General features: G+C 68.9%; 17 protein-coding genes. 7 read left to right on the forward strand and 10 right to left on the reverse strand.

Features of this window, described 5'->3' with window-relative positions:
• Positions 1-99 precede the first annotated feature (99 nt).
• Positions 100-1,488: a DHA2 family efflux MFS transporter permease subunit gene (locus tag CFB34_RS11735; protein WP_089442340.1), complete on the forward strand. Its 1,389-nt coding sequence runs from the start codon at positions 100-102 to the stop codon at positions 1,486-1,488.
• A 113-nt stretch (positions 1,489-1,601) separates the two neighbouring features.
• Here the strand turns inward: CFB34_RS11735 and CFB34_RS11740 are convergent, their stop codons facing one another.
• The 3 genes from CFB34_RS11740 to CFB34_RS11750 all read right to left on the reverse strand — a co-directional run bounded on the left by CFB34_RS11740 (position 1,602) and on the right by CFB34_RS11750 (position 2,729).
• Positions 1,602-1,892, reverse strand: coding sequence for a type II toxin-antitoxin system RelE/ParE family toxin (locus tag CFB34_RS11740; RefSeq protein WP_089442339.1), 291 nt, complete (start codon positions 1,890-1,892; stop codon positions 1,602-1,604).
• Entirely contained in the window at positions 1,880-2,158 is a 279-nt protein-coding gene (locus CFB34_RS11745) for a CopG family ribbon-helix-helix protein (protein WP_089442338.1), read from the reverse strand. Before CFB34_RS11745 ends, CFB34_RS11740 begins: the two co-directional genes overlap by 13 nt.
• Before the next feature lie 190 nt (positions 2,159-2,348).
• A complete protein-coding gene (locus tag CFB34_RS11750) occupies positions 2,349-2,729 on the reverse strand; it encodes a DUF4377 domain-containing protein (protein WP_089442337.1) in 381 nt (126 codons plus the stop codon).
• Positions 2,730-2,820: 91 nt separating this feature from the next.
• Here CFB34_RS11750 and CFB34_RS11755 point away from each other — a divergent pair, with 91 nt between their 5' ends.
• Both CFB34_RS11755 and CFB34_RS11760 read left to right on the forward strand, forming a co-directional pair.
• A complete protein-coding gene (locus CFB34_RS11755; RefSeq protein WP_242808599.1) occupies positions 2,821-2,934 on the forward strand; it encodes an SDR family oxidoreductase in 114 nt (37 codons plus the stop codon).
• 94 nt (positions 2,935-3,028) lie between these two features.
• Positions 3,029-4,222: a tyrosine-type recombinase/integrase gene (locus CFB34_RS11760; protein WP_089442336.1), complete on the forward strand. Its 1,194-nt coding sequence runs from the start codon at positions 3,029-3,031 to the stop codon at positions 4,220-4,222.
• Between the two features lie 35 nt (positions 4,223-4,257).
• Here CFB34_RS11760 and CFB34_RS11765 read toward each other — a convergent pair whose 3' ends face one another.
• The 3 genes from CFB34_RS11765 to CFB34_RS11775 form a co-directional block, all read right to left on the reverse strand.
• Positions 4,258-4,476 (reverse strand): YXWGXW repeat-containing protein, encoded by a 219-nt coding sequence (locus CFB34_RS11765; protein ID WP_039351253.1) that lies wholly within the window; start codon positions 4,474-4,476, stop codon positions 4,258-4,260.
• A gap of 62 nt (positions 4,477-4,538) precedes the next feature.
• The gene (locus tag CFB34_RS11770; protein ID WP_179243738.1) at positions 4,539-5,702 is read right to left on the reverse strand and encodes a DUF1501 domain-containing protein; all 1,164 of its coding nucleotides are present in this window, start codon (positions 5,700-5,702) and stop codon (positions 4,539-4,541) included.
• Complete coding sequence (locus tag CFB34_RS11775; RefSeq protein WP_089442334.1) at positions 5,699-7,093, reverse strand: DUF1800 domain-containing protein; 1,395 nt, start codon at positions 7,091-7,093, stop codon at positions 5,699-5,701. Before CFB34_RS11775 ends, CFB34_RS11770 begins: the two co-directional genes overlap by 4 nt.
• Before the next feature lie 438 nt (positions 7,094-7,531).
• Here CFB34_RS11775 and CFB34_RS11780 point away from each other — a divergent pair, with 438 nt between their 5' ends.
• Entirely contained in the window at positions 7,532-8,338 is an 807-nt protein-coding gene (locus CFB34_RS11780; RefSeq protein WP_089442453.1) for a hypothetical protein, read from the forward strand.
• 125 nt (positions 8,339-8,463) lie between these two features.
• Here the strand turns inward: CFB34_RS11780 and CFB34_RS11785 are convergent, their stop codons facing one another.
• From CFB34_RS11785 to CFB34_RS11800, 4 genes are all read right to left on the reverse strand, one after another.
• Positions 8,464-8,967, reverse strand: a complete 504-nt coding sequence (locus CFB34_RS11785; RefSeq protein ID WP_089442333.1) for a periplasmic heavy metal sensor — start codon at positions 8,965-8,967, stop codon at positions 8,464-8,466.
• On the reverse strand, positions 8,964-9,383 hold the full coding sequence (locus tag CFB34_RS11790) for a hypothetical protein (RefSeq protein ID WP_089442332.1): 420 nt from the start codon (positions 9,381-9,383) through the stop codon (positions 8,964-8,966). Before CFB34_RS11790 ends, CFB34_RS11785 begins: the two co-directional genes overlap by 4 nt.
• Positions 9,380-10,144, reverse strand: a complete 765-nt coding sequence (locus CFB34_RS11795; protein WP_089442331.1) for an RNA polymerase sigma factor — start codon at positions 10,142-10,144, stop codon at positions 9,380-9,382. Before CFB34_RS11795 ends, CFB34_RS11790 begins: the two co-directional genes overlap by 4 nt.
• A 241-nt stretch (positions 10,145-10,385) precedes the next feature.
• Positions 10,386-10,685, reverse strand: a complete 300-nt coding sequence (locus CFB34_RS11800) for a YXWGXW repeat-containing protein (RefSeq protein ID WP_089442330.1) — start codon at positions 10,683-10,685, stop codon at positions 10,386-10,388.
• A gap of 324 nt (positions 10,686-11,009) precedes the next feature.
• Between CFB34_RS11800 and CFB34_RS11805 the strand changes: the two genes are divergently transcribed.
• The 3 genes from CFB34_RS11805 to yddG all read left to right on the forward strand — a co-directional run bounded on the left by CFB34_RS11805 (position 11,010) and on the right by yddG (position 14,234).
• A complete protein-coding gene (locus CFB34_RS11805) occupies positions 11,010-12,695 on the forward strand; it encodes a metallophosphoesterase family protein (RefSeq protein ID WP_089442329.1) in 1,686 nt (561 codons plus the stop codon).
• A gap of 97 nt (positions 12,696-12,792) precedes the next feature.
• On the forward strand, positions 12,793-12,948 hold the full coding sequence (locus CFB34_RS11810) for a hypothetical protein (RefSeq protein ID WP_242808600.1): 156 nt from the start codon (positions 12,793-12,795) through the stop codon (positions 12,946-12,948).
• A 341-nt stretch (positions 12,949-13,289) separates the two neighbouring features.
• On the forward strand, positions 13,290-14,234 hold the full coding sequence (yddG, locus tag CFB34_RS11815; protein WP_143329502.1) for an aromatic amino acid DMT transporter YddG: 945 nt from the start codon (positions 13,290-13,292) through the stop codon (positions 14,232-14,234).
• Positions 14,235-14,306: the final 72 nt, after the last annotated feature.

Raw genomic sequence — 14,306 nt, forward strand, 5'->3', positions numbered from 1 at the left:
GATGACCGTCGGAATCGGTACCATCGTGCGCTTGGAGACCGGCAGGTGCCGTGCAGCCGCGCACAGGCGCCTCCCGGCCTTTGCACCACCGATTTCGCCATGTCCCGGGAACCCACACACTCCGCGCTGCTCTGGATCGTCGCCGCTGCCTTCTTCATGCAGTCGCTCGACACGACGATCGTCAACACCGCCTTGCCTTCGATCGCCCAAAGCCTGCATGCGTCGCCGCTCGCGATGCAGCCCGTCGTGGTCGTCTATACGCTGACGATGGCGATGCTCACGCCGGCGTCCGGCTGGCTCGCCGACCGGTTCGGCACGCGCCGCGTGTTCTCGCTCGCGATTCTCGTGTTCGTGCTCGCCTCGATCGGCTGCGCGGCGTCGCATACGCTCGGCCAGCTCGTCGCCGCGCGTGCGCTGCAGGGCATCGGCGGCTCGATGCTGCTGCCGATCGGCCGGCTCGCCGTGCTGCGCCGCGTGCCAGGCGAACAGTACGTCGCGGCGATCGCGTTCGTGTCGATCGCCGGCCAGCTCGGCCCGATCGTCGGGCCGACGCTCGGCGGCTGGCTCACGCAGGCGATCTCGTGGCACTGGGTGTTCATCGTCAACGTGCCGGTCGGCGTGGTCGGCTTCGTCGCCGTGCAGCGCTACCTGCCGCACGACCAGGCGCACCAGCCGCCGCCGTTCGACTTCGTCGGCTGTGCGCTGCTGTCCGTCGCGATGATCGCGCTGTCGCTCGCGATCGACCCGCCGATGCCCGCGCATCGCGCCGCATGGGCGGCCGGGCTCGCGGTGGTCGGGCTGGCGAGCGCGCTTGCGTATCTGCCGCACGCGCGGCGCCGCGCGCAGCCGCTGTTCCGGCTCGGGCTGTTCCGTGAGCCGAACTTCGGCTCGGGGCTGCTCGGCAACCTGCTGTGCCGGATCGGCACGAGTTCCGTGCCGTTCATGCTGCCGCTGCTGATGCAGGTGCAGCTCGGCTATACGCCGCTGCAGTCGGGGCTGATGATGCTGCCGGCTGCGATCGCGGGCGTCATCGCGAAACGCTGGATCGCGCCGCTCGTGAAGCGGTTCGGCTATGCGGCGTTTCTGGTCGTGAACACGGGAATTGTCGGGTGCGCGATCGCGGGATTCGCGCTGGTGTCGGTGCGGCCCGCGCCGCTACTGGAAGGCGCGCTGCTGATCGTGTTCGGCACGGCGAACTCGATGCAGTTCGCGGCGATGAACGGCGTGACGTTGAAGGGGCTGTCGCATGCCGACGCCGGCAGCGGCAACAGCCTGTTCACGATGATGCAGATGCTGGCGATGGGGCTCGGCGTGTCGATCGGCGGCGGCCTCGTCAACCTGTTTGCCGCCTATCGGGGCTCGATGGCGCACGGGTTCATGCTGTCGTTCACGTGCATGGGCGTGGTGACGCTGCTGTCGTCCGTCGTGTTCCGGCGGATCGATACGGCCGCGCCGCCGGCCCGTGCGGCCGCGCGCCCGTCCGCCTAATATTCGCCCGTGTGGTGGAGATGGTAAGTACCCGCTGGATAAGACATGCTTGATGGCACGACGCCGACTAAACGGTCCATTCCGCGCTCACGTTCAGCTTCCGTCCGCCATGATCAATACCCCACCTCCTTCTGGTGTCGAACAGGCAAGATCGTGACGGCATTGCCGTCGAAGCGGTATCGCGCCAAGTAACCGCTATCCCCGAAATCGATGGGCCACTCCCGATACTGCTCAGGGAGATCTTCTATGAGACGTCCCATTCGAGGGTGAGTACCGAGAGCCTGAACGCCTTGTCTAATCGCTTCGCCAGCCCGCCTTGCGGCGTCAGGATTCTTCGACAACAAGAATTCTCGCAGTCGCTGCAGGTCTCGGATAGCCGCCGGTGCAAAGATTACTTGTGGCATTCGGGCGAGGGCAATTCGTTTTCAGCCCCCCAACTCGCGAGCCACTTATCCACTTCCTCAGCGGTCGCGTGCAGGCTAGTCGCCTGAAATTCATCCCACGCCTTGAGCGTGTCCTGATTCAACTCCTCGCGCTTTTCCTCGCGCTCGACATACTGCTCAATGGCTTCACGCATGATCCAATGCGCGGTGCGCCGACGTGCTTCAGCCAAGTGCTGAACCCGCCCTTTCAATTCATCATCAAGCTTGATGGATGTTGCCGCAACCATGACACGGCCTCCGTAGCAAAAGGTAATACCAGAGACTGCTATAGACCCAAGCCCAGCCCAGTCCATGCAACCCCAATATCTAAGCCGACCAGTTGGTCCACTCATGCCGGCTCGGATGTCATGATTGACACGCCGCCGCTGGCGAGTACATCGATGCGTCGACCCAGGCGGGACCGAGCCCCCTGTCAAGTCAATTCGCCTGGCGGCGCTCGACGACGCGCTTGAGCACCCAGCGGATCGACGAACCGTCGGCCGGCGGCTGCGCGACGCGGTATTCGTCGATTTCGAGCGTGTACAGGTAGCCGGGCTGGTACGCGAAGCCTTCGATACCGGCGTACCACAGGCTCCACGGCTCGTTGGGGCTGTTGCGCACCTGCAGGCACTCCATCGGCGCGACGCCCGTGCAGCGCGCGGATTGCGGCGCGACATACACGGTCTTCGTCACCGGCTTGCTGTCGGCCCGGCGCACCGCGTTGGGCTGCGTGGCGACGGCGTCGGTCTGGCATCCGGCGAGGAGCGTGCTGCCGGCAATGACGGCCGCGCCGAGCAGTGTTCTGGATGGGCGAATCATCGGGTATTCCTCTGGAAGCGTTGAAGGGCCGATTAGAGGCCCCCACGACAAGAAAGTTCACAAATAGCTTACAGGAATCACACCCCCCTTCATGCTCGGCGAGCCGCGCGACATCGCGGAACCGGTGACGTGGCTGTGCTCGCCCGCCGCGCGTTTCGTCACCGGTCAGGCGCTCGCTGGCGACGGCGAATTCACCGTGTGGTGATCGTGTACCATCGACGCTTCCCGATATGCCTGATCGCGCTGCGTTCGTCCGCCCTTCTGCGTGCGCACGATTCGCACACCGCACCCCGCTTCGCATGACCTCACCCGTTCCGTCCGACACCACGCTGCGCCCGCTGCCGATCGATGCACTCGCCGTGCCGGCCGCGCTCGACGGACGCACGGGCACCAACCGCTCGAACAGCGCGCATCCGCAGATTGCCGCGACCAACGACCTCGACGCGGTGCGCGCGTGGCTCGCCCGCTTCGTCGACACGCCGACCACGTTCCAGAACTACCGCAAGGAAGCCGAACGCCTGCTGCTGTGGGCCGTGATCGCGTGCGGCAAGCCGCTGTCGTCGCTCACGCACGAGGATCTCGTCGTCTACCGGCAGTTCCTGCTCGCACCCGAGCCGGCCGAGCTGTGGTGTGCGAACGGCGGGCGCAAGCATCCGCGCGACGATCCGCGCTGGCGGCCGTTCTACGGGCCGCTGTCCGCGGCCAGTCAGCGGCAGGCATTGGTGATCCTGAACGTGATGTTTTCGTGGCTCGTGCAGGCCGGCTATCTCGCCGGCAATCCGCTCGCGTTGTCGCGCCAACGGCAGCGCCGGCCCGCGCCGCGCGTCACGCGCCATCTCGGGCAGCCGCTGTGGCAGACGGTCAAGGACGCGATCGCCGCGATGCCGCGCGACGACGCGCGGGCACGCTTCCATGCCGATCGCGCGCGCTGGCTGTTCACGCTGCTGTATCTCGGCGGGCTGCGCATCACCGAAGCGGCCGATACGACGATGGGCCAGTTCTTCTGCCGGCGCGACGCGGACGGGCGCGACCGCTGGTGGCTCGACGTGACGGGCAAAGGCGGCCGGCAGCGGCTCGTGCCGGCCACCGACGAGATGATGGCCGAGCTGTCGCGCTACCGGCGCGCGCACGGCCTGCCCGCGTTGCCGTCCGATGGCGAGGCCACGCCGCTCGTGCTGCCGGTCGGCCAGGCGCACAAGCCGCTGACGCGTGCTGCGCTGCACCGGATCGTGAAGCAGGTGTTCCGGCACGCGGCCGACCGGCTGCGTGCGAACGGCGAAGCCGGCGAGCAGCAGGCGCGCGTGCTCGAACAGGCGTCCGCGCACTGGCTGCGCCACAGCGCGGGTTCGCACATGGCCGACGGCCGCGTCGACCTGCGGCTCGTGCGCGACAACCTCGGCCACGTGTCGCTCACGACCACGAGCCAGTACCTGCACGCGGACGACGACTGGCGGCATCGCGAGACGGAAGAGAAGCACCGGATCGGGTGGTAGGTGTGCACCGGCCCCGCCCGGCGCGTCACACTCGATCAGTACACGCCCACCCAGTGCCCGGGCACCCACGCCCAGTGATTGCCGGCCCACCGGTAATGCCCCCTCGCCCAGCGATAGCCCGGCGCAGGCATCGGCGGCGGCACCTCTACGACGGGCGCCGGCTGCGGCGGCCGCACGGGTTCGACCACGCAGGCGGACATCAGCGCCGCACTGGCCGTCACCAGCATGGCGAGCGAAACGGATCGGATCTTCAACATCCTGGATTCTCCCTTTTGTGTAGTGGATCGATTCAGTGCCGACGCGGCCACGCCGCGCATCACGCGGTTCCGCGAATCAGCCCGCTCATCGGCCGCGTTGCACCGCTTTCCGCAAACAGCGCGGACGCGGTACGGTGCGGATCGAGCCGCAGGCTGTCGGCGGCGGCGCCCGAAATCAGCGCGTCGAGCGACGCGGTCGGTTTCAGGTCGCGCCCTTCGTAAAGGTCGCCCGGCCGCAACCCCGGCCAGTCGGCAATCACGCGGCCGCCCGCGACCGCGCCGCCCGCCAGCATCGCAACCGACGCCTGCCCGTGATCGGTGCCGCCCGTGCCGTTCGCGGCGGCCGTGCGGCCGAACTCGGTTGCGACCAGCACCGTGGTTTGCTGCCACGCGGGCCCGAGGCCGTCGCGCAACGCGGCGAGCATCGTGTCGAGCGCTTTGAGCTGATTCGCGAGTCGAGCGTTCTGTGCGCTGTGCGTGTCCCAGCCGCCCGTCTCGATCATCGCGATGCGCGGGCCGTCGTCGCGCGCGAGGAAGGTCGCGGCGAGCTTGCCGACGCCCGCCGGATCCTGCCGCGCATGCGCATCGCCGGCGAGGCCGCGCGCATCCATCGCCGACTGCCACAACGGGCCGAGCTGCGCATCGGCCTCGTAGAGCGCCGACACGCGCGCGAGCAGGTCGTCCGGCGCGGCCGGCAAGCCGGACGGTGCGTACGACGCGGCCTGCACGCTGCCGCGCAGCGCGAGCGGCACGGTCGGCGCGAACGCGATCGCACTTTCGCGCGTGGCCGGCAGCAGCGCGGCGAGCCGGTTCAGCCAGCCGTCCTTCACCTGGTACGGCGCGCGGCCGCCCGTCTCGAGCACGTTCTGCCCGTCGAAATGCGAGCGGTCGCGATACGGCGAGGCAATCGCATGAACGAACAGCGCCTGCCCGTCGCGGTACAACTGCGCGGTCTGCACGAGCGACGGATGCAATGCGAACGTGCCTTCGAGCCGCGTCGCGGCCGACGTGTCGATCGCGAGCGGGCCGCGCAGCGACGCATACGCGGGCTCGGCATACGGCACGACGATGTTCAGGCCGTCGGCCGCGCCGCGCTGGATCACGAATACGAAGCGGCGATCGGTCTCGACGTTCGCGAACACGATCCGCGGCGCGACGAGGATCGCCCCTGCGCCGGCGGCGGCCACGCTCAGGAATTGTCGGCGGGACAGTGCCATGGTCATCTCCGTTGGAAATCGGGTGAGACGAGCAACAGCGCGAGCGACGTGGTCGCGCTTTCGGCGCGCGACAGCGCAACCGCCGTCGGCGCGCTCAACGAGCCGGCAAGCAGCGTGTTGCCGAGCGTGCGCGGGTCGAGCCGGTCGCCCGTGCGGGCGGCCAGCCGCTGCGCAAGCTCGACGCGGCGCACGAGCGCGTCGGGCGCGGCCCAGCTCGCGGCCACGTCGTCGTAACCGGCCGGCGAGCCGGGCCGCCACACCGGCTGGCCGAGCTGCGCGAGCAGCGGCGCGGCCTTCAGGTCGCCCGTGTCGCGCCAGCCGAGCCCGCGCAGCGACGACACGGCCCACTCCCACGGCGTCTTGAACTTGCGGTTGACCGGCGACCACGCTTCGGGTGCATCGACGAGCGCGCGATAGACGGTCGGCAGATCGCCGCCGCTTGCGTCGAACGCGCGCGCCAGCCGATCGGTCAGCGCCGGCGGCGGATTGTCGGCAACGAAATGACGGGCCAGCTGGAACGCGATATGCCGGCCGGTCGCCTCCGAATGCGCGAGGTCGTGCAGGATCGCGCGCGCCTGCGCTTCGCCGGGCTGGCCGTAGCTGCGCCCCATCACGGTCCGCACGCCGGGCTCGTGCAGATTCGGGCGAAACACGAACGCACCGGGCGCCGCATCGCCGGGCTGCGGGCCGCGCCCGCCGGCGATGCTCCAGCCGGTCAGCGCACGCGCGAATTCCGTTACGTCGGCCTGCGTGTATCCCGTGCGTACGCCGAGCGTGTGCAGCTCCATGATTTCGCGCGCGAGGTTCTCGTTGAGCCCGCGCCTGGCCGACGGATTGCGTGCTTCGGCACGCAGCGCGGCCGGGCTGTCGGGGCCGACCGAGCGCGCCTGGTCGAGGAATAGCTGCATCGCCGGATGCTGTTCGACGGCCACCAGCATGTCCTCGAAACGGCCGAGCACGTGCGGGCGGATCGCGTCGCGTTCGAACGCGCCCGCGTAGGCCGCCACCGGCCCCTTGTCCACCGATACCGCGAAATGGTTCGCCCAGAAATGCACGAGGCGCTCGACGAACGGCGCGGGGGTATTCAGCGCACTGTTCATCCGCGCGCCGACGGCGCTGCGATACGTGTCGTTGCCGTCGCGCCGGATCGACTGCTCGGTCGCGCGCTTCGTCGCCGGATCGTTGGCCGTCATCGCATTGCGTGCATCGGCAAAGCGCGTGGCGAGTGTGATTGCATCCGGTTCGCCGGCCCATGCGGCGGGTCGTGCGTCGTAACGGTCGAATTGCGCGACGAGCGCCGCCTTCGGGTCCGCCGGCGGCGCTTCGTCGGCCCGCGCGCCGAGACCGAAACGGTTCAGCGCGATGGCGGCCGGTGTGATGTCGTTCGGGTGGTCCATGACGGGGCTCTCGCGATGCGTACCCGTGTTTAACGTCGGCCGGCGGGAAATCCGTCGCTGGGGAGACGAATATTTACGGCGCGTCGCGCGGCTTTGAATGCGTGCGTGTTGCCGCTCGAATGCCGGTCGCGGATTCGGCTGATCAAAGTCGCGAATCGGTAGGTCGTTCAGCCGCCGTCTCGGGATCCTGCGCCCCTGCGAAGGACGGGCCTGTTTCGACATTCGGTTAGCGGGCTTTCACTTGCGTGACCGGCCTCGATCTCAACGGAACGCTCGCCGGCCGCCCCGGCCCGGACGCTTGCCGTTCCCGCAAAGCCGCCTAGACTCAATGGAAGGTAACGCTCCCGCGTCACGGCGCTTTGCTGTCCCGACCCAGCGACCACTACGATGCCCACTCTTCCCGTCAGCTTGCGTGCGCGGTTTCGTGGCGTCGGTGCGATGCGTGCGCGCTCGCGCTGGACCCGTGCGTGGCTGCTTGCCGTCGCGCTGACGCTGCACGGCTATCCGGCCCATGCGCAAAACCCGCCCAAGGTCGTCGACATTCCGACCCGCCCCGGCGTGACGCAACGGTTTCTCTTCATCGCGCCGGACGCGCCGAAGGCCGCGGCCATTCTCTATGCTGGCGGCCATGGCGGGCTGCAACTGGAACCGTCCGGACAGTTCGGATGGGGCGCAGGCAACTTTCTCGTCCGCACACGGCAGTTGTTCGTGAAGGACGGCATCGCCGTCGCGGTCATCGATGCACCGAGCGACCGGCAATCCGCGCCGTACCTCAACGGCTTTCGACTGTCGAAGGAACATGCCGACGACGCACGCGCCGTGATTGCGTGGTTGAAGGCGCAACTCCATGTACCGGTCTGGCTGGTCGGGACGAGCCGTGGCACCCAGTCCGCCGCCGCCATTGCGGTTGCGCTGGCCGGCGGTGGCGGGCCCGACGGTCTGGTGCTGACGTCCACGATCCTCCGCGAAGAGCGAGGCGGCACCGCGGTCACGGACATGAACCTGGCCAGCCTCACGATTCCGGTGCTCATCGTTCACCACCAGAATGACGGCTGCAAACATTGTCCGGTATCCGAAACGAATACGCTGCTGAAGAAGCTGGAGCGGTCTTCGAAGGCCGAGCTGATGATCGTGTCGGGCGGCACGTCCCGGGGCGATCCGTGCGAAGCCTTTGCCTATCACGGCTTCAATGGTCTGGAGAGCGGCGTGGTCGACGCGATCTCCGCGTGGATGCTGGCACGCTGAACGTGCGTGCCGCGCAGCGAAGTCGCGGTGGCCTCTTGCGATCCGTTGCCGAAGCTCGGCGTGAGAGCATGGCCGACCAACCTTTCGCGTACGCGTTCGCCGCACGTTGCCCGCGCGGCGTTGGCTTACTTGCTCGCCGCGTCGCCCTGCTTCTTCTGCCACTTCGGCGGCAGCCGCCAGTTCCCGCTACGCCGCAACCCGTCGACGAACTTCGCGCGCTCGTCCGGCGTCAGCGTCGCCGCGAAATCGACGACGCTGCGCTCGACCTGCGCACGCAGCGCCGTATCGGCCGCACGCGTGCGCTCGAGCGCCGCGTCGATCGCCGTGCGATCGAGTTGCGGCGCGGCGAGCAAATCCAGCACGGTGATCCGGTCGTCGCGCCCTTCCCGCGCGAAATCGCGGCCGTCCTTGCGCGCCGCCTTCAGCGCCGCAACGAATTCCTGCTGGCGCGCGTCCGGCAATTCGTCCGCGGCGAAACGCAATGCGGTGTGCGACGCCGGTGCGCCCGCCGCCCGCAGGTCGCGATGCGTCGAAAACCACTGATACGCACCGCCGCCGATCGCGCCGACCATGAATACGTTCAGCACGACCGAGCCGACGAGGACGAATTTCCAGCCACGTTCAGTCATTCATCACTCCAGTCCACGCTCGGCCCACCGAACGTCGTCGTCAGATAGCCCGGTTCATGCTGCGACGTCGGCACGCCGCCGAGCATCAGCATCGACACGGCCACCGCACCCGCGAGCGCGCCGGCCAGGCCCACGCCCGCGAATGCCGCGCCCGACCACCACACGGCGCCCCGCCGCCGCGCGCGCCGCGGGGCGGGCGCCGTCGCGACGATGCGCTCGACGAGCGCCGGCGCGGGCGGTGCGACCGTATCGTTGGCGAGCCACGCATCGAGTTCGGCGGCATCGTCCAGCGCGGCCAATGCGTCGCCCGGATGCGCGCGCGCCCATGCCTCGGCGGCCGCGCGCTCGCCGTCCGGCCAGCGCCGCGCATCCGAGCCGTACGCGGCGACGATGGTACGAAATCGTTCGGGTGTCATCGGATGTCCTCGCTAGGTGAGTCGCCCGCCAGTTGCGCGCGCAAGTTTCGCCGCGCACGTGCAAGCAGGCTTTCCAGCGCGTCGACGGTAATGCCCATCAGGTTGGCCGCCTCCACGTTCGACATTTCCTGATAGTACTGGAGCACGAGCGCTTCGCGCTGCCGCGCCGGCAACGCCGCGAGCGCCTGCCGCACGCGCGCGTCGCGCGAGCGGGTCTCCGCGCGCTTGGCCGGCTCCGGTTGCGGATCGGGCACGTCGGGCAACACGTCGACCGGTTCCTCGCGGCGGCCGCGCAAGCGGTCGTAGCACAGATTCAGCACGACGCGATGCAGCCACGTGTCGAACCGTGCCTCGCCCTCGCGCCAGCCCGGCGCCTGTTTCCAGATCCGCAAGAACGTCTCCTGTGCGACGTCCTCGGCTTCCGTGCGGTCGCCGAGCATGCGCGTCGCGAGTGCGAGCAGCCGCGGCAACTTGCGCGCGACGAGCATGCGCACGGCCGACGCGTCGCGCGCGCCGACCCGTGCAACCAGCGCCGCGTCCGGATCGCCGTCGCTCAACGCGGGGCGCTCCAGCGCATCGCGCGTCTGGGCCGCGGCGCGATCGTTGACGCGCCCGCCGGCAGACTGAAGCTCATCGTCGTGCTCTCCTTGCATGCGCCGCGCCATTACCCGGCCCCGCCCCAGTGGCGGTTCAAGATCGCCGCGCGCATCGCGCACGGCCTCGGCAAGGTCCGTTTCATCGGCATCCGTTTCAGGCTGCATGGCGATCGGGTCGATCGGGCGCCGGCCGCCCGTATGCGCAAGCGGCGGCCGGCGTGCTCAATATACGACGACCGGCGCGGGCCGGTAATAGACCGGACGCGCCGGCACCACGACACAGCCGGCCAGCACGACAACTGCGGCCGCGAGTATCACCACGGTTCGAACAGGCATGGCTGCGCCTCATGACGTTGCGGGAAAGCGCCACCGCGCCGGCACCGCGTGCCGTGCGGCGGCATGCGCATCAGGCCCAGTGCCCCGGCACCCAGCGCCAGGCCGGCCCGCGCGCGACCCAGTGGCCCGGCACCCAGTGATAGCCGACGCGAACCACTTGCCAGTGGCCCGGAATCCACACGTAGCGGCCCTGCTGCCAGTGCCAGTGGCCCTGGTCCCACACGTAGCCCGCGCGCGGCGCCGGCATCACTTCGACGCGAGGCGCAGGCGGCGCGTAAGGCGCGACGATGACGGCCTGCGCGAAGGCGGCGGATGCAGCCAGCGCGGCCACGCATGCCGCTGCGAACCGCAATGGGACGGAAAGCTTCATGTAAGACTCCGAAGTAGCGGGTATCGACCGGAAGCGGCCGTTCATGCGTTAAACGGCGCGGGCGAACGGAATCCGTCGCGGTGTCTGCAAATAAATTTCGGCCGAACCTGACGCGCGTCGGCGCTGGCCGGATGCCGCGATCCGCGAGTTCGTGGCCTGAGCCCACGCGTATGCGCGGTTGCCCTGCTGTCACAACCCGGCAAAACTGCCCTTCGACAATGTCTCGCACCGGGATCCCGCTCGTTTCCGGCTCACGCACTGGCCGCGCCCGCGCACGGCCAGGCGGTTCCACATCTCGCGTCTCCACCCACGAAAACACCGACCATGTCGAACCAGGACAACTCCCCGATCCAGCCGAACGAGCCGGCCGCGTCCGTCTCGCGTCGCGGCTTCCTGAAACTCGCCGGCGTATCCGGCCTCGCCACCGCCGCCGGTGGCCTCGCGGCAGCCAGGGCCGCCGCGTCGAACCCGGACGGCACGCCCGAACAGGTGCACCTCACGTGGGGCAACGACCCGACGTCGGAAGTCGTGATCTCGTGGGCCTCGCTCGCGTCGGCCGTCAATCCGCGCGCGCGCATCGTCGCCGACGGCGAGCCGGCGCGCACCGTGCACGGCGTCCAGCGCGTGTACACCGACGGCCTGAACGGCGAGACGGTATTCGCGTACCACGCACGCGTGCACGGGCTGAAGCCGAATACGCGCTACCGCTACGAGATCACGGCCGACAACGACAGCAACGCCGCGCAGCCGTTCTCCGCGCATTTCTCGACCGCGCCGCGCGGCCGCGCACCGTTCCGCTTCACGAGCTACGGCGATCTCGCGACGCCGAACGGCGCGTGGGTGCTGTCGTCGCCGCAGAGCCGCTTCGCGGTGCAGGCCGTCGAGCAGTTCCAGCCGCTGTTCCACCTGCTGAACGGCGACCTCTGCTACGCGAACCTGAACCCCGCGCACCAGCCCGAGGTGTGGCGCGATTTCGGCAACAACAACCAGACGTCGGCCGCGAATCGTCCGTGGATGCCGTGCCCGGGCAATCACGAGATCGAGTTCAACAACGGCCCGCAGGGGCTCGACTCGTATCTCGCGCGCTATACGCTGCCGGAGAACGGCACGCGCTTCCCGGGCCGCTGGTACAGCTTCCGCGTGAGCTCGGTGCTGTTCGTCTCGCTCGATGCGGACGATGTCGTGTACCAGGACGCCGCCGCGTTCGTCGGCGGCCCCGCGCCGCTCGTGCCGGCCGCGAGCACCGGCCACCCACCGATCGAACCCGGCACGTCGTTCTACGTGCGCGGCTACAGCAACGGCGAACAGACGCGCTGGCTCGAACACACGCTGCGTCATGCCGCGCATGACGACGACATCGACTGGATCGTCGTGCAGATGCACCAGGATGCGCTCAGCTCGTCGAAGACGGGCAACGGTTCCGACAAGGGCATTCGCGAAGCATGGCTGCCGCTGTTCGACCGCTACGGCGTGGACCTCGTGCTGTGCGGCCACGATCACGACTACGAGCGCAGCTACCCGGTGCGCGGCTGCAATCACCGCGCGGGTGTCGATGCGACGACCGGCGAAGTCGTCGAGACGCTGCAGCCGCGTCCGGTCGGCTCGAACGATCCGGACCGCACGACGTTCGACACGAGCCACGGCACGATCCACCTGATCCTCGGTGGCGGCGGCACCAGCGCGCCGCTCGACGTGTACGGCGAAAACCCGGCTACCGGCTTTGCGCGGGCGAAGGTGTTCACGAAACCGAACCGGCCGGTGCCGGGCACGGCGCCGAATACGTTCGTGCGCGCGCCGGCCGATGCGCTCGAGGATGCGATCTGGTCCGCGCGCCGCGATACGGGCACCGGTTACGGGATCGCGGTGTTCGACCACGACCCGGGCAAGCCGGGCGGGCACACGACGATCACGATGCGCTACTACCACGCGCCGGGCGCCGACCAGCACCCGACCGCCGATTACGAACTGTTCGAGACGATCGAGCTGAGCAAGAAGCGGCGCGAGCGGTGATCGGGCGGGCGCCCGTTGCGGCGGGCGCCTGATGCGGTGCCGTCAGGGCGGGTGGCGGCTTGGCACGCGCCAGACTGCCCGCCTCGCCCACCGGCCCATGAAGATGCGTTTCGAATACCGCATCCACACGACGCCGTCGGCCGACGTATTCGATGCCATCGCGAATGCGTTGCGGCAAGCGCATCACGCCGTCGAATCGATTCCAACCGACGACACCTTGAAGTCCGCGGCGACGCCGGCGGCCGGCCGCTGATCGCCCTGTCAACCGACGAAGACGGTTTCTCCCCGGTCACGACGCTTGGGCCGACGCGGGACGCGATGCTCGACTCGATTGGCCGCGCGTTGTCGGCAAGCGGCGCGGCCTGGCGCATCGACGACGCGTGACCGGTGGCCGCGTGACGCCCGTGCTCCCGGATGATCAGCCTCAAGCGCCGGGCGAATCACCGCCGACGCCGCTGCTCGTTCTCCGTCTCCCCGTTAAACTACGCGTTTTCGCCGGCAATGGCCGTCCCGCATGCCGAATGCGCGCGTGGCGCATGCAGGCGGAACCGAATCATCCGAATTTGTATTGGCATGTTAAAACAGGCAGGAAGCATGAAGCGCAAGAACAAGGCCACGCTCGCCGGGCTCGGCGCGGTGTTGTTGTGGGCCTCCGTGGTCGCCCTCGTTCGTGGCGTGAGCGAAAGCCTCGGCGCGACCGGCGGCGCCGCGATGATCTATACGGTGGCATCCGCGCTGCTGCTGTTCACGATCGGCTTCCCCGATCTCAGCAAGTTCCCGAAAAAGTATCTGCTCTGGGGCGGGCTGCTGTTCGTCGCGTACGAGCTGTGCCTCGCGCTGTCGATCGGCTATGCCAGCAACGGCCAGCAGGCGATCGAAGTCGCGATGGTCAACTATCTGTGGCCGAGCTTCACGCTGGTCGCGGCGATCGTGTTCAACAAGCAGCGCGCCCACCTGCTGGTCGTGCCCGGCGTCCTGCTGTCGATGCTCGGGATCTGCCGGGTGCTCGGCGGCGACCGGGGCCTCGACCCGGCCGGCATGCTGCACAACGTCGCGGACAATCCGCTGAGCTACGGCCTCGCGTTCGTCGGCGCGCTGATCTGGGCCGGCTATTGCACGGTGACGGCGCGCCTCGCCGACGGCAAGAACGGCGTCACGCCGTTCTTCGTGCTGGTGGCGCTGGCGCTCTGGATCAAGTTCGCGATCGAAGGCGGCGGCGGCATGACGTTCAGCCTGCATGCGGTCATCTACGTCGTGCTGGCGGCCTCCGCGCTGGGCTTCGGCTATGCGGCCTGGAACACCGGCATCATGCACGGCAACGTGACCGTCATCGTCGGCGCGTCGTACTTCACGCCGGTGCTCGCCGCCCTGCTCGCCGCGACGCTGCTGCACGCGCCGCTGTCGATCGAATTCTGGCAAGGCGCATCGATGGTGTGCGGCGGGTCGATCCTGTGCTGGCTCGCGACGCGCAGCCGGCGTCGCGAACAAGCCGTGCCCGTCCGGGTCGGCAACGAAGCGCAGGGCAACTGCCAGGGCTGACGATGCCGGGCGCTTGCGTTGCGATGCCGCTTGAAAGCCCTCCGGTGGCCCGGCATACCGCCAACCATTCGC

Origin of the sequence: Burkholderia sp. HI4860 (assembly GCF_002223045.2) — a bacterium.
Classification (GTDB): domain Bacteria; phylum Pseudomonadota; class Gammaproteobacteria; order Burkholderiales; family Burkholderiaceae; genus Burkholderia.

What these genes read in the sequence shown, in the direction of transcription:
- CFB34_RS11800 (WP_089442330.1), bottom strand. Translation starts at nt 10,685, where the DNA reads ATGAAGCTTTCCGTCCCATTGCGGTTCGCAGCGGCATGCGTGGCCGCG.
- CFB34_RS11810 (WP_242808600.1), top strand. Translation starts at nt 12,793, where the DNA reads ATGAAGATGCGTTTCGAATACCGCATCCACACGACGCCGTCGGCCGAC.
- CFB34_RS11780 (WP_089442453.1), top strand. Translation starts at nt 7,532, where the DNA reads ATGCGTGCGCGCTCGCGCTGGACCCGTGCGTGGCTGCTTGCCGTCGCG.
- yddG (WP_143329502.1), top strand. Translation starts at nt 13,290, where the DNA reads ATGAAGCGCAAGAACAAGGCCACGCTCGCCGGGCTCGGCGCGGTGTTG.
- CFB34_RS11795 (WP_089442331.1), bottom strand. Translation starts at nt 10,144, where the DNA reads ATGCAGCCTGAAACGGATGCCGATGAAACGGACCTTGCCGAGGCCGTG.
- CFB34_RS11745 (WP_089442338.1), bottom strand. Translation starts at nt 2,158, where the DNA reads ATGGTTGCGGCAACATCCATCAAGCTTGATGATGAATTGAAAGGGCGG.
- CFB34_RS11735 (WP_089442340.1), top strand. Translation starts at nt 100, where the DNA reads ATGTCCCGGGAACCCACACACTCCGCGCTGCTCTGGATCGTCGCCGCT.
- CFB34_RS11760 (WP_089442336.1), top strand. Translation starts at nt 3,029, where the DNA reads ATGACCTCACCCGTTCCGTCCGACACCACGCTGCGCCCGCTGCCGATC.
- CFB34_RS11790 (WP_089442332.1), bottom strand. Translation starts at nt 9,383, where the DNA reads ATGACACCCGAACGATTTCGTACCATCGTCGCCGCGTACGGCTCGGAT.
- CFB34_RS11755 (WP_242808599.1), top strand. Translation starts at nt 2,821, where the DNA reads ATGCTCGGCGAGCCGCGCGACATCGCGGAACCGGTGACGTGGCTGTGC.
- CFB34_RS11750 (WP_089442337.1), bottom strand. Translation starts at nt 2,729, where the DNA reads ATGATTCGCCCATCCAGAACACTGCTCGGCGCGGCCGTCATTGCCGGC.
- CFB34_RS11740 (WP_089442339.1), bottom strand. Translation starts at nt 1,892, where the DNA reads ATGCCACAAGTAATCTTTGCACCGGCGGCTATCCGAGACCTGCAGCGA.
- CFB34_RS11805 (WP_089442329.1), top strand. Translation starts at nt 11,010, where the DNA reads ATGTCGAACCAGGACAACTCCCCGATCCAGCCGAACGAGCCGGCCGCG.
- CFB34_RS11775 (WP_089442334.1), bottom strand. Translation starts at nt 7,093, where the DNA reads ATGGACCACCCGAACGACATCACACCGGCCGCCATCGCGCTGAACCGT.
- CFB34_RS11785 (WP_089442333.1), bottom strand. Translation starts at nt 8,967, where the DNA reads ATGACTGAACGTGGCTGGAAATTCGTCCTCGTCGGCTCGGTCGTGCTG.
- CFB34_RS11770 (WP_179243738.1), bottom strand. Translation starts at nt 5,702, where the DNA reads ATGACCATGGCACTGTCCCGCCGACAATTCCTGAGCGTGGCCGCCGCC.